Source organism: Micromonospora matsumotoense, assembly GCF_900091525.1.
GTDB lineage: Bacteria > Actinomycetota > Actinomycetes > Mycobacteriales > Micromonosporaceae > Micromonospora > Micromonospora matsumotoensis.
Map to the genome: position 1 here is coordinate 48,082 of NZ_FMCU01000027.1, position 23,395 is coordinate 71,476.

17 protein-coding genes and 2 pseudogenes are annotated in these 23,395 nt (G+C 73.2%); 8 read left to right on the forward strand and 11 right to left on the reverse strand.

Going from position 1 to position 23,395, the window contains the following annotated elements; genetic code table 11:
- Window positions 1-41: 41 nt before the first annotated feature.
- The 5 genes from GA0070216_RS31045 to GA0070216_RS31065 form a co-directional block, all read right to left on the reverse strand.
- Window positions 42-1,124 (reverse strand): ABC transporter ATP-binding protein, encoded by a 1,083-nt coding sequence (locus GA0070216_RS31045; RefSeq protein WP_425413210.1) that lies wholly within the window; start codon window positions 1,122-1,124, stop codon window positions 42-44.
- Complete coding sequence (gene modB / locus GA0070216_RS31050; protein ID WP_091253563.1) at window positions 1,106-1,915, reverse strand: molybdate ABC transporter permease subunit; 810 nt, start codon at window positions 1,913-1,915, stop codon at window positions 1,106-1,108. The genes GA0070216_RS31045 and modB overlap by 19 nt, the downstream gene beginning before the upstream one ends.
- On the reverse strand, window positions 1,912-2,670 hold the full coding sequence (modA, locus tag GA0070216_RS31055; protein ID WP_091253623.1) for a molybdate ABC transporter substrate-binding protein: 759 nt from the start codon (window positions 2,668-2,670) through the stop codon (window positions 1,912-1,914). The genes modB and modA overlap by 4 nt, the downstream gene beginning before the upstream one ends.
- Before the next feature lie 221 nt (window positions 2,671-2,891).
- On the reverse strand, window positions 2,892-3,317 hold the full coding sequence (locus GA0070216_RS31060) for a TOBE domain-containing protein (RefSeq protein WP_091253565.1): 426 nt from the start codon (window positions 3,315-3,317) through the stop codon (window positions 2,892-2,894).
- 276 nt (window positions 3,318-3,593) lie between these two features.
- On the reverse strand, window positions 3,594-5,657 hold the full coding sequence (locus tag GA0070216_RS31065; protein WP_091253566.1) for a M4 family metallopeptidase: 2,064 nt from the start codon (window positions 5,655-5,657) through the stop codon (window positions 3,594-3,596).
- A 344-nt stretch (window positions 5,658-6,001) separates the two neighbouring features.
- On the opposite strand from GA0070216_RS31065, the gene GA0070216_RS31070 reads away from it, so the two are divergent.
- The 7 genes and pseudogenes from GA0070216_RS31070 to fxsT all read left to right on the forward strand — a co-directional run bounded on the left by GA0070216_RS31070 (window position 6,002) and on the right by fxsT (window position 16,166).
- Window positions 6,002-7,009 carry a DUF4231 domain-containing protein gene (locus GA0070216_RS31070; RefSeq protein ID WP_245722849.1) on the forward strand — a complete coding sequence of 336 codons (1,008 nt, stop codon included), beginning with the start codon at window positions 6,002-6,004 and terminating at the stop codon, window positions 7,007-7,009.
- 96 nt (window positions 7,010-7,105) lie between these two features.
- The gene (locus GA0070216_RS34865; protein WP_176739226.1) at window positions 7,106-7,279 is read left to right on the forward strand and encodes a hypothetical protein; all 174 of its coding nucleotides are present in this window, start codon (window positions 7,106-7,108) and stop codon (window positions 7,277-7,279) included.
- A 17-nt stretch (window positions 7,280-7,296) separates the two neighbouring features.
- Window positions 7,297-9,576, forward strand: a complete 2,280-nt coding sequence (locus GA0070216_RS31080) for an FxsB family cyclophane-forming radical SAM/SPASM peptide maturase (RefSeq protein WP_091253573.1) — start codon at window positions 7,297-7,299, stop codon at window positions 9,574-9,576.
- Window positions 9,577-9,641: 65 nt separating this feature from the next.
- A pseudogene (locus GA0070216_RS36745) lies at window positions 9,642-10,353 on the forward strand (AAC(3) family N-acetyltransferase).
- A 74-nt stretch (window positions 10,354-10,427) separates the two neighbouring features.
- On the forward strand, window positions 10,428-11,108 hold the full coding sequence (locus GA0070216_RS31090) for a TIR-like protein FxsC (RefSeq protein ID WP_091253576.1): 681 nt from the start codon (window positions 10,428-10,430) through the stop codon (window positions 11,106-11,108).
- Window positions 11,095-12,261 (forward strand): TIR-like protein FxsC, encoded by a 1,167-nt coding sequence (locus GA0070216_RS31095; protein WP_091253579.1) that lies wholly within the window; start codon window positions 11,095-11,097, stop codon window positions 12,259-12,261. The genes GA0070216_RS31090 and GA0070216_RS31095 overlap by 14 nt, the downstream gene beginning before the upstream one ends.
- Window positions 12,258-16,166, forward strand: coding sequence for an FxSxx-COOH system tetratricopeptide repeat protein (gene fxsT, locus GA0070216_RS31100; RefSeq protein ID WP_091253582.1), 3,909 nt, complete (start codon window positions 12,258-12,260; stop codon window positions 16,164-16,166). Before GA0070216_RS31095 ends, fxsT begins: the two co-directional genes overlap by 4 nt.
- Here fxsT and GA0070216_RS31105 read toward each other — a convergent pair.
- Together GA0070216_RS31105 and GA0070216_RS31110 are read right to left on the reverse strand one after the other, a co-directional pair.
- Window positions 16,160-17,110 carry an alpha/beta fold hydrolase gene (locus tag GA0070216_RS31105; protein ID WP_091253585.1) on the reverse strand — a complete coding sequence of 317 codons (951 nt, stop codon included), beginning with the start codon at window positions 17,108-17,110 and terminating at the stop codon, window positions 16,160-16,162. The two genes, fxsT and GA0070216_RS31105, sit on opposite strands and share 7 nt — an antisense overlap.
- Window positions 17,111-17,352: 242 nt before the next feature.
- Complete coding sequence (locus GA0070216_RS31110; RefSeq protein ID WP_091253587.1) at window positions 17,353-18,324, reverse strand: helix-turn-helix domain-containing protein; 972 nt, start codon at window positions 18,322-18,324, stop codon at window positions 17,353-17,355.
- Window positions 18,325-18,452: 128 nt separating this feature from the next.
- Here GA0070216_RS31110 and GA0070216_RS31115 point away from each other — a divergent pair, with 128 nt between their 5' ends.
- Window positions 18,453-19,223: a nucleotidyltransferase family protein gene (locus GA0070216_RS31115; RefSeq protein ID WP_091253589.1), complete on the forward strand. Its 771-nt coding sequence runs from the start codon at window positions 18,453-18,455 to the stop codon at window positions 19,221-19,223.
- Between the two features lie 121 nt (window positions 19,224-19,344).
- Here the strand turns inward: GA0070216_RS31115 and GA0070216_RS31120 are convergent.
- The 4 genes and pseudogenes from GA0070216_RS31120 to GA0070216_RS31125 all read right to left on the reverse strand — a co-directional run.
- Window positions 19,345-20,793: pseudogene (locus tag GA0070216_RS31120) on the reverse strand (DivIVA domain-containing protein); the annotation flags it as partial.
- Between the two features lie 411 nt (window positions 20,794-21,204).
- Window positions 21,205-21,345 (reverse strand): hypothetical protein, encoded by a 141-nt coding sequence (locus GA0070216_RS34870; RefSeq protein WP_176739227.1) that lies wholly within the window; start codon window positions 21,343-21,345, stop codon window positions 21,205-21,207.
- Window positions 21,346-21,356: 11 nt separating this feature from the next.
- Window positions 21,357-21,731: a hypothetical protein gene (locus tag GA0070216_RS35905; RefSeq protein WP_245722850.1), complete on the reverse strand. Its 375-nt coding sequence runs from the start codon at window positions 21,729-21,731 to the stop codon at window positions 21,357-21,359.
- Window positions 21,686-22,585 carry a glycosyltransferase gene (locus GA0070216_RS31125; RefSeq protein ID WP_245722851.1) on the reverse strand — a complete coding sequence of 300 codons (900 nt, stop codon included), beginning with the start codon at window positions 22,583-22,585 and terminating at the stop codon, window positions 21,686-21,688. Before GA0070216_RS31125 ends, GA0070216_RS35905 begins: the two co-directional genes overlap by 46 nt.
- Between the last annotated feature and the right edge of the window lie 810 nt (window positions 22,586-23,395).

Genomic DNA, 23,395 nt, shown 5'->3' on the forward strand with positions numbered 1-23,395 from the left:
GCCGCCCGCCCCGGGGTGTGGTCGGCGGGCAGGCCAGGTCCTCAGTGGTCGACCGGGTACGCCCGGGTCGCGTCGGCCGCCACCGTCGCCCAGATCTGCTGCCCAGGGAGCAGCCGCAGCCCGGCGGCGACGACCGGGGTGACGTCGGCGACGGTGCTGACCGGCCCGGTGAGCTGCACCCGCAGGTGGTCCCCGTGCCGGTGCACCCCGGCGACGGTGGCCGGCCAGGTGTGCGGGGCGTCGCCTGCGGGCCGCTCCGGGTGCAGGGTGACGGCGGTGGGCGGGAAGACCACGAAGGCGTCGCCGTCGAGCCGGTCGGTGGTCGGCACGGCGCACCCGTCGGCGAGGTGGACGAGCCGGCCCTCGGCCCGGCCCCGGTGCAGGTTGAGCCCGACCAGCCGGGCCACGTAGTCGGTGCGCGGCCGGGTGGTGACCGTGCCGGCGTCGCCCTCCTGGACCACCCGACCGTCCTCGACGATGACCAGCCGGTCGGCCAGCGCCAGCGCGTCCAGTGGATCGTGGGTGACCAGCACGGCTGCCCCGGCGTGGTCGGTGAGGTGGCGGTGCAGGTGGGCCCGGGTGTCCAGTCGGGTGCGCGCGTCGAGCGCGGCCAGCGGCTCGTCGAGCAGCAGCAGGGTCGGTTGCACGGCGAGCGCCCGGGCCAGCGCGACCCGCTGGGCCTGCCCGCCGGAGAGTTGCCGGGGTCGACGCCCGGCGTGCGCGGTCAGGCCGACCCGGCCCAGCCAGTCGGTGGCCCGCTCCCGGGCGGCCCGCCGGGGGAGCCCCTGCCGGCGCGGGCCGAAGGCGACGTTGTCCCGGGCGGTCAGGTGCGGGAAGAGCAGGTAGTCCTGGAACACCACGCCGACCGGTCGTCGCTCGGGCCGCACGAACGACCGCGTGGCCGGGCGGTCCAGTTCCACCCCGTCCAGGCGCAGCCACCCGGCGGTGAGCGGGTGCAGCCCGGCGAGGGTACGCAGCGCGGTGGTCTTGCCGGCGCCGTTCGGGCCGAGCAGCGCGACCACCTCACCGGCGGCGACGCGTAGCCGGACGTCCAGCCGGAAGCCGGCTCGGTCGACGACCAGGTGCCCGTCCAGCAGCGGGCCGGTCACGGGCCGGTGATCCAGCGGTCGCGCAGCCCGGCGAGGATCAGCACCGAGACGGTCAGCAGCACCAGGCTGAGCACGACGGCGGCCTCCACATCGGTCTCCAGGGCCAGGTAGACCGCGAGCGGCATGGTCTGGGTGCGGCCCGGATAGTTGCCGGCGAAGGTGATGGTCGCGCCGAACTCGCCGAGCGCGCGGGCCCAGCACAGCACCGCACCGGCGGCGACGCCCGGGGCGACCAGCGGGAGGGTGATCCGGGTGAAGGTGGTCCACCGGCCCGCGCCGAGGGTGGCGGCGGCCTCCTCGTAGCGGTGGTCGGCGCCCCGCAGCGCCCCCTCCACGGCGATGATCAGGAACGGCATCGCCACGAACGCCTCGGCGAGCACCACACCGGTGGTGGTGAACGGCAGGGTGACGCCGAAGGTGGCGTCGAGCCAGCCACCGACCGGTCCGCGCCGGCCGAAGACCAGCAGCAGGGCCACCCCGCCGACCACCGGCGGCAGCACCAGCGGCACGGTGACCAGCGCCCGGACCCACCGCCGCCCGGGGAACTCGACCCGGGCCAGCAACCAGGCCAGGGGTACGCCCAGCGCGAGGCAGAGCAGCGTGGCGAGGGTGGCGCACTGGACGGACAACCGCAGCGCGGTGAGCACGCCGGGCGCGGTGAGACGTGGCGCCAGCGACGTCCACGGCGTCCGCAGCAGCAGGCCGCCCAGCGGCAGCACCAGGAACAGCACCCCGAGCGCGGCCGGTACGAGCAGCGCGACCGGCACCCGTTGACCGGTGCCGCGTCGGCGGGCGGGGGCGGTCACGGGCCCGACAGGGGCTGGAACCCGGCGTCGGTGAGGACCGTCCGGCCGGCCGCGGAACGGACCAGCGCGACGAAGGCACGGGCGGCCGTCGGATTCGGCGCGTCGGCCAGCACCACGATCGGGTAGTCGTTGACGGCCCGCGTGGCCTCGGGGAAATCGATACCGTCGATCTCCCGGTCGGCCGCGCGGGCGTCGGTGCGGTAGACCAGGGCGGCGTCGACCTCGCCGAGCTTCACCTTGGCCAGCGCGCCCTTGACGTCCTGTTCGAGGGTGACCGGGGTGACCCGGACGCCGGCCGCGTCCAGGGCGGTGGTCGCCGCCGCCCCGCACGGCACCTGGGTGGCGCAGAGGGCGACCTTCAGCCCGGGCCGGGCGAGGTCGGCCAGTCCGGCGAGCCGCTGCGGATTGCCCTCGGGTACGGCGATGACCAGCTGGTTGCGGGCGAAGACGGTGGGGGTGCCGGCGGCGTGACCGGCGTCGGTGACGGTGGCCATGTTCCTCGGGGCGGCGGAGGCGAAGACGTCGGCGGGCGCACCCTGGGTGATCTGGGTGGCCAGCGCGGAGCTGCCGGCGAAGTTGAAGGTGACCGTGCTGCCCGGGTGGTCCGCCTCGAACCGTCGGCCGAGGGCGGTGAACGACTCGGTCAGCGACGCGGCGGCGAAGACGGTCACCGTGCCGGTCGGGCCGCCGTCGCCAGCCGGACCGGTGCGGTCGACGCCACATCCGGCCAGGGCGAGGGCGGCCGTGGCGAGCAGGCCGACGACGGTGCGGACCCGTCGGCCGACCGCGCCGCCGCCGAGCCGGTGCAAGCGGACGGCCGGGCCGGTCCCGCCAGCCCCGGCAGTGCCGGCGCTGGGGTTGGTGTCGGTGGGGCCGGTGTCGGTGGGGCCGGCGGTGGGGCCGGCGGTGGGGGGGCTGTCGGCGGGGCCGGCGGTGGCGTGGCGGGGGAGGGAGGCCGGGCCGGCGGCGGGGTGGGTCACGGCTGGGCCCTTCCCCTGGTGGGGCCGGTGGGCGCGGGTCGCTCCACCACGACGGTGGTCGACTTGATCACCGCGACGGCCACCGAGCCGACCTGGAGTCCCAACTCGTCGACCGCCTCGCGGCTCATCAGCGAGACGATCCGGAACGGCCCGGCCTGGATGTCGACCTGGGCCATCACGGTGTCCCGGACGACGGCGGTGACGATCCCGCGCAGCCGGTTGCGGGCCGAGGAGAACTCGGCCCCCTCGTCCGGGCCGGCGGACTGGGCGCGGACGAAGGCGGCCAGTTCCACCCCGTCGACGAGCCGGTGCCCGTGGGCGTCCCGGTGGGCGGGCAGCCGGCCGGCGTCGACCCAGCGCCGCACGGTGTCGGCGCTGACGCCGAGCAGCTCGGCGGCCTCACTGATCCGGAACACGCTCACCCGGTCACCATAACCGCTCGCAGTTGCCGGCGGAAGGCGGGTGTGTCGCTCGCGGAAGCCAGGGTCGTTACCGTTCTTTGGTTGCATGTGCGGCTCGCCGCACCGGGCCGGGCGAGGTCGCGCGAACGAAGCGATCGGAGATCACCGGGCCGGATCGTGGGCCGTCGCAGGTGTCGCCGCGATCGGGCAGGCACGTCGCGGGCTCCCGGGCGGGGCCGACACGCCGACGGCCGGCCGTCGCGGGTGCGACGGCCGGCCGCTGCCGGCAGGGGTGGGTCAGCTCAGGGTGAGCGCGGTGTCGTCCACCACGAAGGACGTCTGCAGGCTGCTGTCCTCGACTCCGCTGAACGAGATGGTGGCGGTGGTGCCGGCCAGTGCGGAGACGTCGAAGCTGCGCTGCACGTACCCGCTCGCCGCGTTGACGTTGGAGTACGTCGCCAGGGTGGTGCTGCCGGCCTTGACGGTCAGCTTGTCGTACGCCGTGCTGCCCGACTCGGCCGTGTCGATGTGCAGCCAGAAGGAGAGGGTGGCCCGGCAGCCGGCGGGGATGCTCACCGACTGGGTGACGGTGTCGGTGTGGGTCGAGCCGTACCCGTCCAGCCACGCCTTGTACGAGCCACCGTGCGCGGCCTGGCTGGCCGAGCTGGTGATGACGCCCGAGGAGGCGGTCCAGCCGGTGGCGCCGGACTCGAAGCCGGGGTTGGTCAGCTTCTGCCCCGAGCAGCCGCCCGAGGTCGGGGTCGGCGTCGGGGTCGAGGTGGCGGTCGGGGTGGGGGTCGGGGTGCCGGTGGTGCAGGTCGGGTCGGCGGACTGCGCGGGCAGGCTCACCGCGTCCCAGGCGGCCTTGACCGTATTGAACTCGGTGCAGCTGCCCGGGTAGAGGGTCTTGGCGGCCTGCAACGTCCAGGTGCGGTACTTCAGGTACGACGAGCTGGTCGTCTTGAGCAGCATCGCGTTGTACATGATCTTGATGGCCTTCTGGATGCCCAGGCCGGTCACCGTGCTGCTGTTGCAGGTCGGGCTGGTCGGTTGGCCGTTGGTCGGGTTGCTGCCCATGGCCAGCAGGTAGAACCAGTGGTTGCCGGGGCCGGCTGCCGCGTGCACCTCCTGGCTCGGGATGCTGCTGGAGTAGCAGTTGGCGTCGCCGAGCGCGGACGGATTGTACATGTTGCGGATCGGGCCGCTGCCGACCAGGTTGATCTTCTCGCCGACCAGGAAGTCCGGCGCGTCGTAGCTGGCCGGCTCGTTGGCGAACCACTCGGTGGCCGCGCCGAAGGTGTCGGCCACGAACTCCTGCGTGTTGCCCCGGGAGATGCCGCCGGGGGTGGTGTCGTCGATGCCGTGGCCGATCTCGTGCGCCACCACGTCGAGCGAGCCGATCCACTGCCCGGCGGTGTTCTTGCCGATCTGCACCTGACTGCCGTCGTAGTAGGCGTTCTGGTCGTTGAGGCCGACCCGGATCGGCCACGCGCCGCCGCTGCCGTTCGCGCCGTTGCGGCCCAGCCACTGCGACAGCATCTTGTGCTCGGTCTGCGCCGAGAACAGCGCGTCGACGCAGCCGGTCTCCTTGCTGGTGCCGGTGCCGTTGCCCCAGACGTCGTCCGGGCCGGAGAACGTGGTGTTGTTCGCGGCGTCCTGGCAGCTCTGGTTGGTGACGGTCGGGTCCTTGAGCGAGTAGGTGCTGCCCGACTGGGTGGTGTTCAGGGTGACCGGGCCGTTCCACGCCCCGGTGCCGGTGCCCCGGACGACGTGCTCCTGGGTGCCCAGCACCGCGCCGGTGGCGGCGTCCACGTCGACGGTCAGTCGGCTGGGACCGTCGCTGCCGGTGCCGGTGACGGTGGTCTCCCAGGCCAGCGCGGGCCGGGCGCCGAGGGTGTGCACGACCAGCGTGGTGCCTTCGACGCCGGTGACCTTCCGCAGTTGGGCGCGGGCGGTCCGCTCGGCCGTGGTGGCGGTGAGCTTCGGGGTGGTGGACAGCTCGCCGATGCTCTGCTGCTGGGCGACGGAGGCGTAGGTGACCTCGCCGGTCGACGTGGTCGCCAGGACGAAGTCGCCGCCGACGACGGCCAGGCCCTTGTAGGTGCGTTCGTACGGTACGTACTGGATGCCCTCGGAGGAGATGACCGGGCGCTGCACGAACGCGTCGTCGGCGCTGGCGTGCAGGTAGCCGGGTCGGCTGGCGACCAGCGAGCTGGCCGCGCCGACGGCGGCGGCGCGGGCCTGGGCCGGGTTCGGGACGGGGTGTGCCGGCGCGGCCTGTACCGCTGCGGTGGTGCCCGCGGCGATCAGGCCGGCCGCGACTGCGCCGGAGAGCGCGACGAGGCGGGGTGAGAGTTTCAAGGGGGGTGCTCCTGTTCTCGGGCGGCGCGGTGAGGCCCGGTGGGGTCGCGCGCCGGTGCTGCGCTGAGGCATGGCGGCGACGGGCGGTCTCCGGGCTGCCGGCGGGCCCGGTGGGGGTGACTGTCCGTCGCGTCGCCGGGGGTTGGCGACTGCTGGGGGCACGATCACACGGGCAGGCACCCATATCAATGGGTTGACCCGGGCAACCATCCGTCAGAGATGCCGAAACCTCTGTTTCCCATCGATGAACGACGCTCGCACACCCCGCTCTGAACAGGTGATCCCTGCCGGACCCTTTCCGGTCGGCCGTCCCAGTTGATCGTTTTCGCCGGAACGCGCGGCCGATGCGCATACACCCGGTCGACCAGCAGTACGACAACGTCGTCATGTCCGTCGTGCTCGGCCTGGCGGGCACGAGTCGGATGGCGCCGATCGCCTACCATGCGGCTGTGCCGGACATCGACGGAACCCTCACCGCCGCCCAGGTCTGGCGGGGACAGGGCGCCTGGTCGCAGGCCGCCCATCGGGCGAAGCGACGGATCACCCGGGGGCGACGGCTGGTCGCCGCGTTCACCGCCACCGCCGCCGTCGTCAGCACCGCCTCGGCCCGACTGGCCGAGCCCGCGCCCACCGCCGGCCGACTGCTGGCGCTCGTCGCCGCCGCGTCGCTCCTGCTGGTGCCGGTGGCCGGCCGCGCGGCGTCCCGGGACGCGGTGGCCGCCTGGACCCGGTTCCGCGCGATCTCCGAGGCGTTGAAGGCGGAACTGCACCGCTACCTCGCCCGCGTCACCCCGTACGCCGACGCCGATGCCGACGCCGTCCTGCTGCGTCGCTACGACCTGCTCCTGGCCGACGGCGGCGACCTGGTCGGGCCCACCCTCGACGTGGCGTCGGTGGACCGTCCGCTGCCGCCCGTGTCCGACGTGCCGAGCTACCTCGTCGAGCGGGTGCAGCGGCAGGTCGACGGCTACTACCTGCCGGCCGCGCGGCGGGCCGGCCGGGCCGCCACCCGGATCGGCCGGGCCGCGACCGCGCTGACCGTCCTGGCCGCCCTGCTCTCCGCCGCCGCCGGGGTGCTCGGCGACGGGTGGGGCCTGACCGCCTGGGTGGGGGTGGTCGCAGTGGTCACCACCGCGTTGGTCGGTTACGGCGCGGTCCAGCGTTACGAGCAGCAGCACCTGGAGTACGCCCGGACGGCCGATCAGCTGACCCGGTTGCGGATGACCCGGGCGGCCGGGCTGGGCTGGGCCGACGACGACGCGCTCGTGGCCGAGGCCGAACGGATCATCGCCCAGTCCAACGCGGCCTGGATGGCCAAGATGATCGAGGAAGATGGCGCTGCGCAGCAGTGACATGACGCGCTGTGGCGGTTAGCATCATCGATATCCGTGGTTGCCCGTCGACGTGCACGGACGCCCGTCCACTCCCGACACAGAATGGGGCCCGACGTGGACCGCACCCAACGCCTGTCCGATCCGTTCCCGGCACCGATGAGCGACGTGCGGCGCACGCCACTCGGTCAGATCCCGGTCGACCGGGCCGACGCCGTGGCCCGCATCGACGACCGTCGGGCGACACACCCGACCCGGGTCGAGGTCGCGTCCTTCGGCTCGACAGTCTGACCTGGTCGACGCCCCCCGTGCCCCCGGTCGCCCCGCTCAGTCAGTACGTCCTCAAGCTGACCAGCCGGTGCGATCTGTCCTGTGACCACTGCTACGTCTATGAACACCCCGACCAGTCGTGGCGTCGTCAGCCCCGGTTGATGACGCCCGACACGGTCGAGGCCACCGCGCGGCGGATCGCCGAGCACGCCGCCACCCACCGGCTCGACACCGTCCGGGTGGTCCTGCACGGCGGCGAACCGCTGCTCGCCGGCGCGGCCCGGCTCGCCGCCACCGCCGACACCCTGCGTCGGGCCGTCGCGCCGGTCGCCCGACTCGACCTGCGGATGCAGTCCAACGGCGTGCTGCTCAGCCCCGAGATCGCCGACGTCCTCGTCGCCCACGACATCAGGGTGGGCATCTCGCTCGACGGCGACCGGTCGGCCAACGACCGGCACCGTCGGTACGCCAGCGGCGCGAGCAGCCACGACCAGGTGCGGCGCGCGCTGGCCCTGCTGCGTCGACCCGAATACCGCAGCGCCTACGCCGGACTGCTGTGCACCGTCGACCTGGCCAACGACCCGATCCGGGTCTACCAGGCGCTGCTCGCCGAGGAACCGCCCCGGATCGACTTCCTGCTGCCGCACGCCAACTGGGACCGGCCGCCCGCCCGCCCCGACGGGGCCGCCACCCCGTACGCGGACTGGCTGTTGACGATCCACCGGCGTTGGCTGGCCGACGGGCGGCCGGTGCCGATCCGGCTGCTGGAGTCCCTGCTGGCCACCGCTGCCGGCGGCAGCACCGGCACCGAGGCGGTCGGGCTCGCCCCGGCCGACCTGGTCGTGGTGGAGACCGACGGCACCTTCGAGCAGGTCGACTCGCTCAAGTCCGCCTTCCACGGGGCCGCCGCCACCGGCCTGGACGTGTTCCGCCACCCCGTCGACGAGGCGGCGGCCCATCCCGGCATCGCGGTCCGGCAGTCCGGTCTGGCCGGCCTCTGCGCGACCTGCCGGTCCTGCCCGTTGGTGCGTCGGTGTGGCGGTGGGCTCTTCGCCCACCGCTACCGCTCGGGCAGCGGCTTCGACAACCCGTCGGCCTACTGCGCCGACCTGGCCGCGTTGGTCCGCGCGACGGCAGCGCCCGCCGGCCCGGTGCCGGCCGCCTCGGCCGACTCGCTGCCGCCCGCAGTCCTGGACGACCTCGGCTCCGGCCGGGGGAGTGCGGAGTCGGTGGGTCAACTCGCCGCCGTCCACCTCGGCATCGCCCGCGCCCTGACGGTCGCACTCAGCCCCGCCGCCACCGCCGACCCGGTCGCGGCAGCCGGTTGGCGCCTCCTGGTGGACCTGGACGTGTCCGCGCCGGACGCCGTGCACACCGTGCTGAGTCACCCCTTCGTCCGGCGGTGGGCGCAGCGGTGCCGGGCCGGGGAGACCGGTGAGCTGCCGCACCTCGCCGCCGTCGCCGTCGCCGCCGCGGTACGTGCCGGCGTCGACGCCGACCTCGTGCTGCCGGTGCGGTCCGGCGCGGTGCACCTGCCGACGCTCGGCACGATCATCGTCGACGCCGGCGTCGACACCGTGCCCGTCGTCGTCTCCGGTGGAGCGGTCGAGCTGCGGGCCGGCCGGCGTCGGGTCCGGGTCCGACCGGTCCTGGGGCCCAACCCCGACCGGTGGCAGCCCACCCGGGCGGCCCGCACCGGCGACGGGGCCGTCCTGCTGGAGGACACCGACCCGTACCGCGACTGCTTCGACCTGCCGGTGGCGGCCCGGCTCACCCCGGCGGTCGCCGACCGGTGGACGGCCCAGGTGCAGCGGGCGGTGCACCGCCTCGACGCCGAGGCCGTCGGCTACGCGGCCGGCGTCCACGCCCTGCTGCGTGCCGTGGTGCCGCTGCGACCCGACCCGTCCGGCCGGTCCCGCAGCGCCGCCGCCCGGTCCGCGTTCGGCGCGGTCGCCGTCACCCCGGTCGCCGACGACGCCGCGCTGGCGGTGCTGCTCGTCCACGAGGTGCAGCACCTCAAGCTCGACGCGGTCCTCGACGTCTGCGAGCTGTTCGATCCCGCCGACGCCCGGCGGCTGCGGGTGCCCTGGCGCGACGATCCCCGCCCGGTGGAGGGCGCGCTGCACGGCGTCTACGCCCACCTCGGCGTCGCCGACGTGTGGCGGCACCGAGGTGGCGTCGAGGCGGCCGCGCACTTCCGGCGCTACCGGGACTGGACCGACGGGGCGGTCGACGCGCTGCTCGACCTGGGCAGCCTCACCGCCGACGGCGAGCGCTTCGTCCGGCGGATGCGCGCCACCCTGGACGACTGGCGGTGAGCGGGCCGTCCGCCCTCGCCGCCGACCTGCGGGCGCTCGGACTGCCGGCCGGCGCGACCGTGCTGGTGCACTGCGCGCTGTCCCGGGTCCGGCCCGTCCCGGGCGTCCCGGCCACCCTCCTCGCGGCGTTGCGCGACGCCCTCGGCGACGACGGCACCGTGGTCGTGCCGACGCAGACCGCCGGCAACTCGGTGACCTCACCGGCGTTCCGGGCCGCCACGGTGGGGCTGACCCCGGCCCGGGCCGCCGCCGTCGAGGCGGCCATCGAGCCGTTCGACCCGGCGCGCAGCCCGGCACAGGGGAGGGGGGCGTTCGCCGAACACGTCCGCCGGCAGGCCGACGCCCGACGCAGCGCCCACCCGCAGACCTCGTTCGCCGCCCTCGGCCCGACCGCCACCACCCTGACCGTGCGGCACGACCTGGACTGCCACCTCGGCGACCGGTCCCCCCTGGGCGCGCTGTACGCCGCCGATGCCCTGGTGCTGCTGCTCGGCGTCGACTGGTCGGTGTGCACCGCGTTCCACCTCGCCGAGTACCGTTGCCGCCGGCCCGCCCCGCGACGGGCGTACCGGTGCTACGTCCGCGGGCGGGCGGGTGCGCCGCGACTTCCATGCCCCGCACCTGGACGACAGCGACTTCCCGCTGATCGGCGCGGCCGTGGTGGCGCACGGGTCGGTCCGCTCCGGTCCGGTGGGGTCCGCCGAGAGCCACTGTGTCCGGCTGCGGCACGCCGTCGACGTCGCCCGGGGATGGATGGATGAGCACCGACTGGCGTAAAGAAGACAGCGCGGGGTTGGTCGCTGTCGATACTGTGGTCGGCCGGGAGCGGCGACGCCGGGCGGGAGTGGTGGGTGGCGGAGGAACAGTTCTGGGAGGACGAGAGCGCCCCCGTGTTCTTCCTCAGCTATGCCCGCACCCGCAACCGGGTGGCGGCACCCCCGCGGGACACCAACCAGAAGGTCTTCCAGCTCTTCGTCGACCTCTCCGACCACGTCGTCGAGCTGCTCGGCCTGGGCCCGGGACGGACGGCGGGCTTCATGGACCGGATGCTCGACGGAGGGCAGTTGTGGACCGACGATCTCGCCTTCGCCGCCGGCCACTGCCAGGTCTTCATTCCGCTGATCTCACCGCAGTACCTGCGCAGCCAGTGGTGCGCCCGGGAGTGGGACGCCTTCACCCGGCGGCGGGCGGTACCCCGCCCGGACGCCGAACCGTCGGCGGGGGAGACCTCGGTGATCCCGGTCAACTGGTCGGTGGTGGATCGTCGGCAGGTGCCCGACGTCGTGTCGCGGCGGCAGATGTTCGCCCCCACCCGGTTACCCTCGGACATCGCGCCGCAGTACCACGACGAGGGCATCTACGGCCTGCTCAGCCTGGGTCGCAACGGCAAGGACGCCTACGACGCGGTGGTCTGGCGACTGGCCCAGCGGATCGCCCGGGCGTACCGCACGCACTGGGTCGAGGCGGCCGTGCCGTCCGACCTGCGGCAGCTGCGCGACCGGTTCGAGGAGGACGGGCATGACCTGGTCTGACACCCCCTCACCGGCGGGAGTCGTCGGTCAGGAGACCTACTTCTTCCTCAGCTACGCGCACTCCGTCCCGCTGTCCGACGCGGCCCGGCCGGACACCGACTACTGGGTCGGCCAGTTCTTCCACGACCTCGCCAGGGCGGTCCGGGATCATCCCCGCCGGACGGCGGAGATCGAGGTGGGATTCTTCGACGGCCAGGTCAACCTCGGTGCCGACCTGAGACGGACGCTGACCGACGCCTTGAGCCTCGCGCACGTCTTCGTGCCGCTCTACTCACCGAACTACTTCCGCAACGCCTGGGCGCTCGGCGAACGGGAGTCCTTCCGCAGCCGGCTGGCCCGGCTGGCGGTGGGCCGGGCCGAACGCCACGTGCTGCCGGTGCTCTGGATGCCGCTGCCGTCCTGGGAGGACCGCCCCGAGACCGTCCAGGCGCTGGAACTGGTGCGCGACCCCGACGACCGCGCCGACTACGCCGACAACGGGCTACGGGCGTTGTGCAAGCTGAGCGCCTACCGCACGCAGTACCTCAGCCTGCTCGCGGCCCTGGCCGACCGGATCGTCACGGTGACCGAGACCGAACCGCTCGCCCGGTCCCGGGCGGCGGCGCTGACCAGCCGTCCGATACCCGACGGGCCGGGCACCGCGCTGGTGGTCACCACCCTCACCGCCGAGCGGGCGCCCTGGCGGCCCTACGGCGACCAGCACCAGTTGGCGGTCGCCGACTACGTGACCGCGACGGCCGAGCGGCTGGGGCTGCCCACCCGGGTGGTCGAGCTGGCCGAGGCCCGGGACCGGGCCACCAGCAGCCCCGCGGTGGTGCTGGTGGACGCCGGCGTCGGGGTGGCGGCCGCCCGTGTCGCGCTCGACGGGTTGCCGCAGTGGGTGGTCCCGCTCGTCATCGCCGCCGACCACGCGCGTGGCGAGCCGACACCCGAGGAGATCGCCGGTACCTTGCAGGACGCCCGGTTTCCCCGGGTGCTGCCGGTGCGCACCATCGACGAATTCGAGCGCTGCGCCCCGCTGCTGGTCACCGAGGCGCGTAAGCAGTTCCTCCGGCACGGTCCGGTCGATCCGCCGGAGGGCCCGCACGATCCGAAGCCGAGCCTGGGATCGGCCGGACCGTTCGACGCACGGCGAGGGAAGGCAGAACGATGACTCCACCCCGCGACGGCCAGGTCGTCACCTTCTACTCGTACAAGGGTGGTACCGGTCGCACCATGGCGTTGGCCAACACCGCCTGGATCCTCGCCGCGAACGGCCATCGGGTGCTCGTCGCCGACTGGGACCTGGAATCCCCCGGTCTGCACCGGTTCTTCGCGCCGTTCCTCGACCCCGAGCAGGTCGCCTCCACCGGCGGGGTGATGGACCTGATCCTGGAGTACGAGTGGGAGAACGCCCGCCGTCGGCAGGCCGGCCGTGACACCCGCCCCGGCGACTGGCACCGCCAGTACGCCCGGGTCCACAAGTACGCCTTCTCGGTGGGCTGGGACTTCCCCGGCGGCGGCACCCTGGACCTGCTGCTCGCCGGCCGGCACAACCCCGACTACGCTACCAGCGTCACCGGGCTGAACTGGGAGAACTTCTACAACCGCCTCGGCGGGGCGCAGTTCTTCGACGCGCTGCGCGCGGACATGAAGCGGCACTACGACTACGCCCTGATCGACAGCCGTACCGGCATCAGCGACGTCGCGGAGATCTGCACCATCCACCTGCCGGACATGCTGGTCGACTGCTTCACCCTCAGCGACCAGGGCATCGACGGCGCCGCCACGGTCGCCGCCCGGGTCCGCGGCTACGAGGGTCGGCGGGCCCGCCGGGTGCTGCCGGTGCCGATGCGCGTCGACGAGGGGGAGAAGACCAAGACCGACGCCGGTCGGGCCCTGGCCATGCAGCGGTTCGTCGGGCTGCCCAGCGGCATGACCGAGCTGGAACGGCAGGACTACTGGCTCTCCGTCGAGGTGCCCTACCGGGCGTACTACGCGTACGAGGAGACCTTGGCGACCTTCGGCGACGTGCCGGGCAGCCGGGGCCTGCTGTCGGCGTACGAGGCGTTGACCCGGCACATCACCGGTGGCGCCGTCGTCGGGCTGCCCCGGATGGACGACGGGCTGCGGCGGCAGACGATCCAGCGTTTCGAACGCAAACCGGTGATCGTCGACGAGCTGATCGTGCTGCGGTACGTGCCGGAGGACCAGGCCTGGGCGGAGTGGGTGCAGTCCGCCCTGCACGCCGTCGACCTGCGGGTGCTGGCCACCCCGCTGGGTGCCCCGGCGACGCTGCCGGCCGGCGCGGCCTCCCGCGAGCTGCATCTGGTCTCCCGGTCCTACCTGGCCGCCCGCCGGGCGCTCGGCGGGGCCGTCCGGCAGGCGGGTTCGCCCGCGCTCGCGCTGCACCTGGACGACACCACCCCGTCGGTGGACACCCCACCCGGCAGTTGGGCCAGCGTCTACGAGCGGGGTGCCGCAGCCGCCGCCGAGCAGGTGTGGGAGCTGGTCGGCCGGCCCACCGACGGGCGTGACCGGCCGGTGCCGGCCACCCGGTACCCGGGCGTCGAGCCGCTGGTGTTCTACGCCCCGGCGCGTAACGTCCGGTTCACCGGCCGGGACCAGCTGCTGCTGGCGTTGCGGGAGGAGTTGAAGACGGCGGCGCGGGAGCGGGTCCCGGTGGCGCTGCGGGGCGGTGCGGGCATCGGCAAGACCCAGCTGGCCACCGAGTACGCCTATCGTTTCCACGGCGCGTACGACGTCGTCTGGTGGGTGGATGCGGACCCGGCGCAGTTCATCGACGTCCGCTTCGCCGACCTCGGCCGGCGGCTCGGCCTGCCGGACCTGCAGAACGTGCCGGACAACATCCGGGCGGTGCGGGACTGGCTCAGCCACGTCGGCCGTCGGGGCGTCGACGAACCCCCGCGACGCTGGCTGATCGTCTTCGACAACGTCGACCAGTACGAACAGGTCAAGGACTACCTTCCCCAGGGCGAGGGGCACGTGCTGGTGACCACCCGCAACCCGGACTGGGGTGACCTGGCCCGGGCGGTCGACGTGGACGCCTTCCAGCGGGGCGAGAGCATCACCCACCTGATCGGTCGGACCAGCCGTCGGGGCATGACGGTCGCCGAGGCACAGCAGGTCGCCGAGGCGGTGGAGGACGTGCCGATCCTGGTGGCGCTGGCGGGCGCATGGCTGGCGGAGAGCCCCGACTCGGTCGCCACCTACCTGGCCGGTCTGGCCCGCACCGGCCCGGACAGCGACGTGTGGGGCCGCTCGCTGGAGGGTCTGCGTGACCAGTCCCCGGGCGCCTACCGGCTGCTGCAGCTCGGCTCGGTGCTGGCCCCCGACATCGCCCTCGAGCTGCTCTACGGCGATCAGGTGGCGAAGGTCATCGCCCCGCACGACCCGTTGGTCGCCGCGCAGGTCACCGACCGGGTGTCGGAACGGGACATCGCCGCGGCGCTGGTCCAGCGGATCAACCGGCTCGCGTTGATCAAGGTGGACCTGCACGCCCAGCGGGTCCAGATCCACCGGCTGCTCCAGGCGGCGCTGCGGTCCCGGATGTCCGAGCGGGAGCTGGCCGAGGTCAAGCACGACGTGCACCGGATCCTCGCGGGTTCCCGCCCCTCCGGTGAGGTGGACGACCCGGGCTTCCAGGCCCGCTACCGACACCTGTGGCCGCACCTGGACGGGTCGGACGCGGTGTCCTGTCACGACGACACCGTCCGGCAGTTGGTCATCGACCGGGTCCGGTACATCTTCCTCAACGGCGGCTTCGAGCAGGGCGCGCAGTACGCCCGGGAGGCGGACGAGACCTGGACGACGATGCTCGACGGTCTCTCCTCGGACCCGGGCGCGCACCGGGCGCTCCGCGTCCAACTGCTCAACCTGCGGTTCAACCGGGCCAATCTGCTGCGCAGCCTCGGCCGGTTCGCGCAGGCCCTGGCGCTCGACGAGGACACCCTGCGTCAGCAGGAGGAGCTGATCGGCGGGAGCCACCCGTACACGCTGATGACCGCCGGGGGGTACGCGGCGGACCTGCGGGCCCTGGGCCGCTACCGGGCGGCGTTGGAGCGCGATCTGCGCACCCACGGGGCGTCGGTGGAGGTGTTCGGCGAGGACCACCGCCGTACCCTCAACGCGGCCAACAACCTGGCCGCCTCCTACCGGCTGGCCGGTGAGTTCGTGCGGGCCCTCGACACGGACGAGTCCACCTACCGTCGGTTGCGGGTGGTTCTCGGCCCCGATCACCCGCGTACCCTGCTCTCGGCCGGCAACTACGCGCGCGACCTGCGGGAGACCGGCGACTACCAGGGCTCGGTGGCGTTGCTGGAGGACGTGATCGAGGGTTACCGCCGGCTCTTCGGTGAGCAGTTCCGCGAGCTGCTGATCAGCCAGACCAACCTCGCCACGTCGCTGCGCAGCACCGGTCGGATCGCCGACGCGGGCCGGCTGCTCGACGACGCCTACACGCGGCTGCGGTCCACCCTGGGGGCGACCAACCCGGACACGCTGCTCAGCCGGTTGAGCCGGACGGCCAATCTGATGCTCGAAGGCCAGGGGGCGCAGGCCCGCGCGGAGTTGGACGAGGTGCAGCAGACGCTCGCCCAGGTGTTCGGGGCGCAGCACCCCTACACCCTGGTGTGCCGGCTCAACCGGGGGGTGGCGCTGTGGGACATCGGTGACCAGGCCGAGGCGCACGCGCTCACGGTGTCCGCGGCGGACGGGCTACGGGAGGTGCTCGGGCCCGAGCACCCGTTCAGCATGGGCGCGGACAACAACGCCGCCGTCTTCGCCATCCTCAGCGGCCAGGACCAGGAGGGGCTCGCCCGGTTGCAGGCGGTGGTGGACCGGTTGACGGCGGTGTTGGGCACCGAGCACCCGGACACCCTGCGCAGCCTGGGCAACCTGGAAACCGCCCGACAGGCGGCGACCGGGGGAGCGGTCAGCATCGGACGGATGCGACTGGCCGACCGGCTCGCCGACCGGATCGGGCAGGAGCACCCGAGCGTGGTGGTGCTGCGCGCCGGACGGTACGTGCGTCGGGTCCTCGACCCGCACCCCTACTGACCGGGCCGGGCGCCGATGAGCACGTCGGCGCCCGTCGGGGCCTGCCCATCGCCGAGCCAGCGCAGCATGCGCGGGAGCTGCTGCATGGCGTCGAAGTGGGCCGCGCCGGGCTGCACCTCGATCTCGGCCCCGGGGATCCGGGCCGCCAACCAACGGCCGTGGCTGGCCGGGGCGAAGGTGTCGTCCTCACCGTGCCACAGCCGCACCGGGGTGCGCGTGGTGTCGATGGCGTCGAGGTCGAACTTCCAGTCGCGGCGCAACGCCAGCACGTCGTCGATCCAGCCGTACGGGCCGGCCCGCAGCGCCTCCTGGTAGGTGTCGAAGATGATCCCGCGCAGCGCCGCGTCGTTGATCGCCCGGCGGTCCGGTGGACCCATCTGCGTCATCAGTTCCCGCAGCAGGAACCGGGGGTCCTCCGCCGCCCGGGCGGCCCGCTGCCGGATCTCCTCGACCACGATCTCGGTGTCGTGCCGACCGTCGCCGAAGCCGCGCTGGTTGTCGCGGTTCATGCCGTCGAACCAGTCCAGCCCGATGGCCTCCGACGGTGCGAAGCTGACCAGCACCGCCACCCGGCTCACCCGACCGCGCAGACGTTCGTCGGCGGCGCAGGCCAGCGCGTGCGGTCCGCCCCCGGACCGTCCGGCCACCGCGAACCGGTCGAGTCGGAGTTCGTCGGCGATGGTCTCCACGTCCCGCGCGGCGTCGGCCACGTCCCGGCCCTCGAACCGGTCGGAGTCGCCGTAGCCGGGACGGTCGTAGGCGATCAACCGGATGCCCATCCGGTAGAGCACGATCCCCCGGGGTTTCGGCCCCCGCCGGCTGCCGGGGGTGCCGTGCATCAGGAAGACGGGGAACCCGTCGGGAGCACCGGACTCCTCGTACGCCACCCGCTTGTTGTCCGCGCGGTGGGCGTATCGCGGCCCAGGCTCACCATCTCGGGTCACTGCAGCCTGCCTTCCAGTGCCACTACCAGCCATTGCTCGCCAGTTGCATCGAACGACTACGATGGTTCCGTCGGCCCCGCTCAGCCTTCGAGCCTAACGGTCGGGCCCGCCGCACCGCTATGCCGAGCCCGAACAACGGGCCGGATCTGTCGGAAACGACACCTGTCGGCCAGTCCGGCCGGAACTTCCGGACTGGCCGCCGATGGGTCACCCCGGCCGTCGGGCCGGTCCGCCGACGGCGCTCAGCAGGCCAACGGTCGGATGTCCGTCGGGGCGTCGACCAACGCGGCGCGCGGGTCGGCGTAGCGCCAGTCGACCCGGTACTGGGCGCGCAGCCGGGGCCGGGACACCACCCACTCGTACGCGACCCGCCCCTGCCGTTCCCGGCGGTCCGGGTGCACCTCGACGGTGGTCTCCGAGGTGAACGAGGTCTCGCTGCCCCAGACCGTGGGACCGGTCTCGGCCGGAAAGTCGAGCCGGATCACCAGGTTGCGGGTGGGCAACCGGATGTCGCGCTGCAACCAGTCGCCGAACTTCCACGCCGGCACCCGGTACGCGTAGTCGACGACGGTGCGCTGCCCCGGGTAGAGCGGCATCGGGGTGCCCCCACCGTCGAGCAACAGCACGATCTTCAGGAAGGCGTCCCGGCTGCGACTGACCCGCCACCGCATCGGTTCCGCCTGCTCGGCGCCGATGGTGGCCCGGAAACCCACCTCGTCGATGGTGAGCGGGTGGTGGCTGTGGAAGGCGGTGGACCGGGCCGGGTCGTCGGGGAACCGGTCGATGTCGATCTGCACGGTGTGCCGGGTGATCGGCTCGGTGCCCACGCTGTGCAGCACCCGCCGGAACCGGCACTCGTACACCCCGTCGACCAGGGAGAGCGTGGCCTGCTCGTCCTCGATCACCAGGTGCGAACCGGTGGGCGGCGGGACCGCGGTCGGCCCGAGCGGGGAACGGCGGCCCGCCTGACCCCGGGTGTCGGCGAAGGCGACGTACTGCTGCCAGATCCGGTTGCCGCTGTCCAGCACCAGCTCGACCCGGCGGGCGAACTCCTCGGTGGGCTGATGCCGCCCGTTCTCGATGTGACTGACGTACGACGGGTCGAAGCCGGTGCGCTCGGCCAGCTCCTTTTTGGACATTCCCCGCTGGTGACGCCAGTGGGTCAGTTCCCGCAAGAATTCCGCCGCCGCATCGTCCTGTGTGGAACTATCCATGCCCCCGTCCTCGGTGTCGGGCCTCAAGTCTGTCCCACCGACGGCATCCGCGCCAGAGGCGTCCGACGACCGACTCCGACGCGGCCGGGCGCGCCACGCCCCGCCGGCGGGCGGGCAGGATGACCGCCATGGATCCCGCCGTACGCCGCTACCTCGCCGACCTGGTCACCACCGCCCGGGAGGTGCTCGGGCCGGAGCTGGTCGGCGTCTACGCCGCCGGCTCGGTGGCGCTGGACGCCTACCAGCCGGGCCGCAGCGACGTCGACGTGGCGCTGGTCTGCCGGGACCCGCTGCCCCGGCGGACCCGGCACGAACTGGTGGCCCGGCTGCGACACGAGGCGCTGCCCTGCCCGGCGCGCGGCCTGGAACTGGTGGCCTACTCGCGGGCGGTGGCCGGCTCGGGCACCGCCGAGCCGGGTTTCGAGGTGGAACTCAACACCGGGGCACGGATGCCGTCGCGGGTCACCCTCACGCCGGCCGAGCGGCCCGCCGCCGACGGCCATTTCTGGTACGGCCTGGACCGCAGCATCCTGTACCAGCGGGGGCACCCGTTGGTCGGGCCGCCCGCCGGCGAGATCTTCGCCGACCTGGCCCCGGGTGAGCTGCGGGAGCTGTTGGTGGCGGCGCTGCGGTGGTGGCTGGCCCGGCCCGCCCCGCCCGGCAACGGCCCCGCCCCCGGCACCGAGGAGGCGGTCCTGGGCGCCTGCCGCGCCCTGGTCCGGGTCCACGACGGCGACTGGTTGTCGAAGGTCGCCGCCGGTCGCCGGGTGATCGCCCTCGGCCGGGACCCGGAGCTGGTGCGCCGCTGCGTGCACGCCCGCAGCGGCGGGCCGGCCCCGACCGCCACCGAGGCCCGCGCCTTCCAGCAGCAGGTACTGGACGAGATCGTCGCCGGCTGACCGGCCACCGGGGCGGCGGTGAGCCAGTGCGCCGCGGCGTAGCGGTCCCAGTCCCAGCTGCCCCGATCGGCGAGGACCATCTCGACCACGTCCCACCCGTGCGCCTGGACCCGGCGGACCAACCCGGGCAGGTCGTCGACGTCGTCCCGGACGGTGGCGTGACACCCGGCGACGGCGACCGGCCCGGAGCACAGCGATTTGCCCCCGGGCCGTCCGGCACCCGTCAGGCGTTGGTCGGCACCTTGCCGGCCGGCGGTGCGGTGGTCGCGTCGGCCGGAGGCTCGGCGGCCTGCCGGGCCGGCAGCATCGGATACTCGGCGGTCTCCCCGCCCCCGGCGGCAGCCGCCATCACGGCGGCGGCGGCCAGGTCGGCGACCCGCTTGGCCTCCCGCTGCACCCGGGCGCGCACGTCCTTGGCGTGCCGCTCCACACTCTCGGCAGCCTGCCGGGCCTCGTCCAACCGTCGGCTCTCCGCGGTCAGGTCGCGCCGGACCTCCTCCAACCGCTTCCGGGTACGCACCAGTTCCTGCTCGGTGGTGTCGCCCTCCTGCTGGATCTCGGCCAGCTGCGCGCGGGCGGTCTCCAACTCACCCTGCACCTCGGCGCGGGCCTTCTGCCGCTCCGCGATCTCCCGCTGCACCGTGGCCAACTGCTCCTGGTGGCCGCTGGCCTGCTCGTCGGCCCGCTGGCGGACCTCCGTGGCGTACTGCTGCGCCTCGGCGATCAGCGCGGCGATCTGCTGCTCGGCGGCGCTGTGCTGATTGGTCAGCTCCTGCTCCGCAGCCGCCCGCTGCTCGGCCAACTCCTGCTCGGCGGCGGCGCGTCGCTCGCCGACCTCCCGCTCCACGGTGGCCTGCCACTGGGCCAGCTCCTGCTGGCTCTGGGTCCGGGCCGCCTGGATCTCCTGCTGGATCTGGGTACGGGCGGCCTTGGTCAACGCCTCGGAGGCGGCCCGGGTCTGGGTGATCTGCTTCGCGGTCTGCTCGCTGATCCGCTTCGCCTCCTGCTGGGCCCGCTCGTGGGTGGCTTCCCCCTCGGCCCGTAGCTTCTCGGCCCGCTCCCGGATCTCGGCCAGTTCGGCGTCGGCCGCCGCCCGGCGCTCCTCGTACGTCTTCGCCTGCTCGTCGCGCCGGGCGGACAACTCCTCGTCCAGGTCCCGCAGCGCCTGCGCGGTCCGGTCCCGGGCCTCGGCCAGCGTCTTCTCCGCCTCACCCTGGAGCTGGTTCGCGCGCTGGGCCGCGGAGTCGGTGATCACCACGGCCTGCTTCTCAGCCAGTGCGAGGATCTGGTCCACCATCGGGCCGAGGTCACGGAAGGACGCCCGGTCCACCTGCGCCGGGCGTTGGCGCAGCTCGGTCAGCTCCGCCTGCAACCGCTGGATGTGCGTGGTCAGCCCCTGGATCTGGCCGGCAGCCTGCGCCCGGTCGGCGGTCAATGTCGACAGGGCGCTGTCCATCTGTTCGACGTACCGGTCCACCTGCCGCTTGTCGTAGCCGCGTAGCGCGAGCTCGAAGCTCGGCCGTGACGTCCCGTCGTCGCGCGACGCGTACGACTCCTCCCCGGTGGACATAGCCAACCTCCGTGCTCCTCGGCGATCCCAGGTCCGCGTGGGCGAATCCGCGGGCCACGATGGGGCGAAACACTACCGGCGACCGGTGTGGCGGGTGACCGGGCCCCGACAGGGTCCACGCATCGATCCGGGCCTTGCCGACGGCTGCCCCGCCGCAGCGGTGTGCGCCCGTCAGTCCGGTCGCTGACCCCCTCCCGCGGCGTCGACCGTTCCGGCGGGCTTGGCGGTACCGCCGTGGGCAGGGTGACCGGCTGCGGGGGCGCGGTGGTCGACCGCGCCCCCGCCCGGGCGCGGACTCCCGCGCCGGCCTGCGTTCAGCGGGCCCGGCGACGGCACTGCGCTCAGCGGTCCTGACGACCGCTCTGCACCTCAGGGGTCCTGACCTCAGTGACCCTGGCGACCGCTCTGCGCTCAGCGGTCCTGGCGACGGGCCCTGGCGCCCCACTGGGCGACGGTCACCAGTAGGGCACCGAACCCCAGGGCGAGCGCGCCGATCAGACCGACGGCGGCCGTCGGAGCGCCGGTGACCGGCAGATCCTGACTCGCGGACATGTTTCACCTCCTCACGTATCGGCTCGGATCGGCACGGCCGGGCTGGCGCCGGGATGCGCGATGCGCCCCGGCGAGGACCAGACGCAGCGGTCCACGGTGGGCTGGCGGATCGCCTTGACCAGCGCATGGACCAGGACCACCCGGTACAGCAGATCGGTCAGGATGATCGTCGGCAGGAAGAGCAGCAGCCGGGGACGGCCCAACCGCCAGGCCGCGAGTGCGACCCAGAACGCCTGCCCGGCGAGCATCAGCAGCAGGCCGACGCCGATCCCGGGGCCGGCGGTGGCCAGCAGCCACAGGGTGGCCGGCCCGCCGGCGACACAGAGCACCCAGTGCAGCATCAGCAGCAGGTAGGCGTGGTCGAACCGGCTGTTCCGCCGGCCCACCCGGTGCCCGATGATGCCCTGGAAGGTGCCCCACAACCAGCGCAGGTTCTGCCGGTACCAGTCACGGCCGGTGGTCGGGTCCTGCAACTGCGCGACGGCCCGGGGGGCGTAGACGACCTTCCCGAGCTGACGGCGAGGGTCTCCAGCACCCAGTAGGTGTCGTCGACGATGTACGGCGGTTGCTGGGGCAGCACCACGTCCAGCAACTCGGTGCGGTAGACCGAGTTCGAGCCGGAGATGCAGTTCATCACGTTGAAGTGGCTCTGGATGCGGCGTACGACGGCTTGGTAGTTCCAGTAGCTGTAGGCCCGCTTGGCCAGCCACGGGTTCCACCGGTGTTCCGCCGGCCACCAGGTGACGTTGTGCCCGACCACGATGGCGACCTCGCCGGCGAGGTGGGCCAACGCGGCGGTGACGAAGTCCGGCTCCACCAGGACGTCGTCGTCGAGAATCGCCACCGCCCGGTACGCCGTCCCGAGGCCGAACGCGGTGTACGGGGCGTGCAGCGCGGCCGGCTTGCCGACGTTGCTCTCCAGTTCCAGCACCTGGGCGCCGGCGGCAGCCGCGGTAGCAGCGGTGTTGTCGGTGGAGGCGTCCGAGACCACGTACACGGGGGAACCGGTGGCTCGTGCCGATCGGACGGTGCTCCCGATCGTCGCCGAGCCGTTGCGGCAGGCGATCAGCACGGCCACCTCGGTCGGTTGGACCGCGCCACGGCGCGGGAACCTCGGCGGGCGGCGTCGCAGGTCCTTCGCCCGGTCCGGACGCAGGAATCCGTACCCGAAGGCAACGACCACCAGGAACAGGACAGTTGCACCCAGAGTGACGGCAATGGTGAGGACGGCCTCAGGCACGCGGGAACCTTTACACAGGTGAAGGGTGTTGGAGGCCGCTGTGCTGCGGTACCGCCGTAACGCTACGTATAAGATCCGTGCGCTCCAAATGCGGTGGCAGGTTCTGGCCGTTCGGCCCACCTGGCCTCCCCTCAGTGGCCTTTGCGCAGCTCACCGCGCTGGGCGACCGTGTCCGGCGCGCACCTCCCCGGGCTGCTTCGGGGGCCTCATCGCAGGTCGCCGGCTGTGACGGGGGACGCCCGCGGTGGATTTGACGGTCAACTCGGTGGGCGCGTAACTTTCTCTCTGTCAGCGCGGAACGGACGGAACTGGGGCGGATGTCCCAAAGGCCGGAGCGCGACCACCGATCTCCGCACGACCTCCCGATCGACCCTGGGTCGATTTGGTGGGCTGAGAACGGTCGAGTAAGGTGAGCGGCCGGCAGGGAACCGGGCGAGCGTGCGGGAGACCGCAGCGGCCGGCCTGGCGGAAATCGCGAGGGATTCCGGCGTGAGTCGGGGTGCTTTGTGGTGGGTGGGAAATGTGGTGGAAGTGGTGTGGATCGCTGCAGAGTGGTTTGACACGGCGGATATCACCGAGTAACGTAGTAAAAGTGCCTGGCGCGGAAGCGCTGGGCGCGGTGAGTGAGATACCCCAGGTCGGGGGTCCTGTTGGTCGGGGCTTTCGGGTGGTGTGTGGTTGTTCTTTGAGAACTCAACAGGGTGCTTGATAAGCCAGTGCCAATTATGATTTATACCCCGCACTGGGCAGACTTTCGGGTTTGTTTGGTGGGGATTCCTTTGGCAACATTTGTTTGTTGCCGGGATGGAT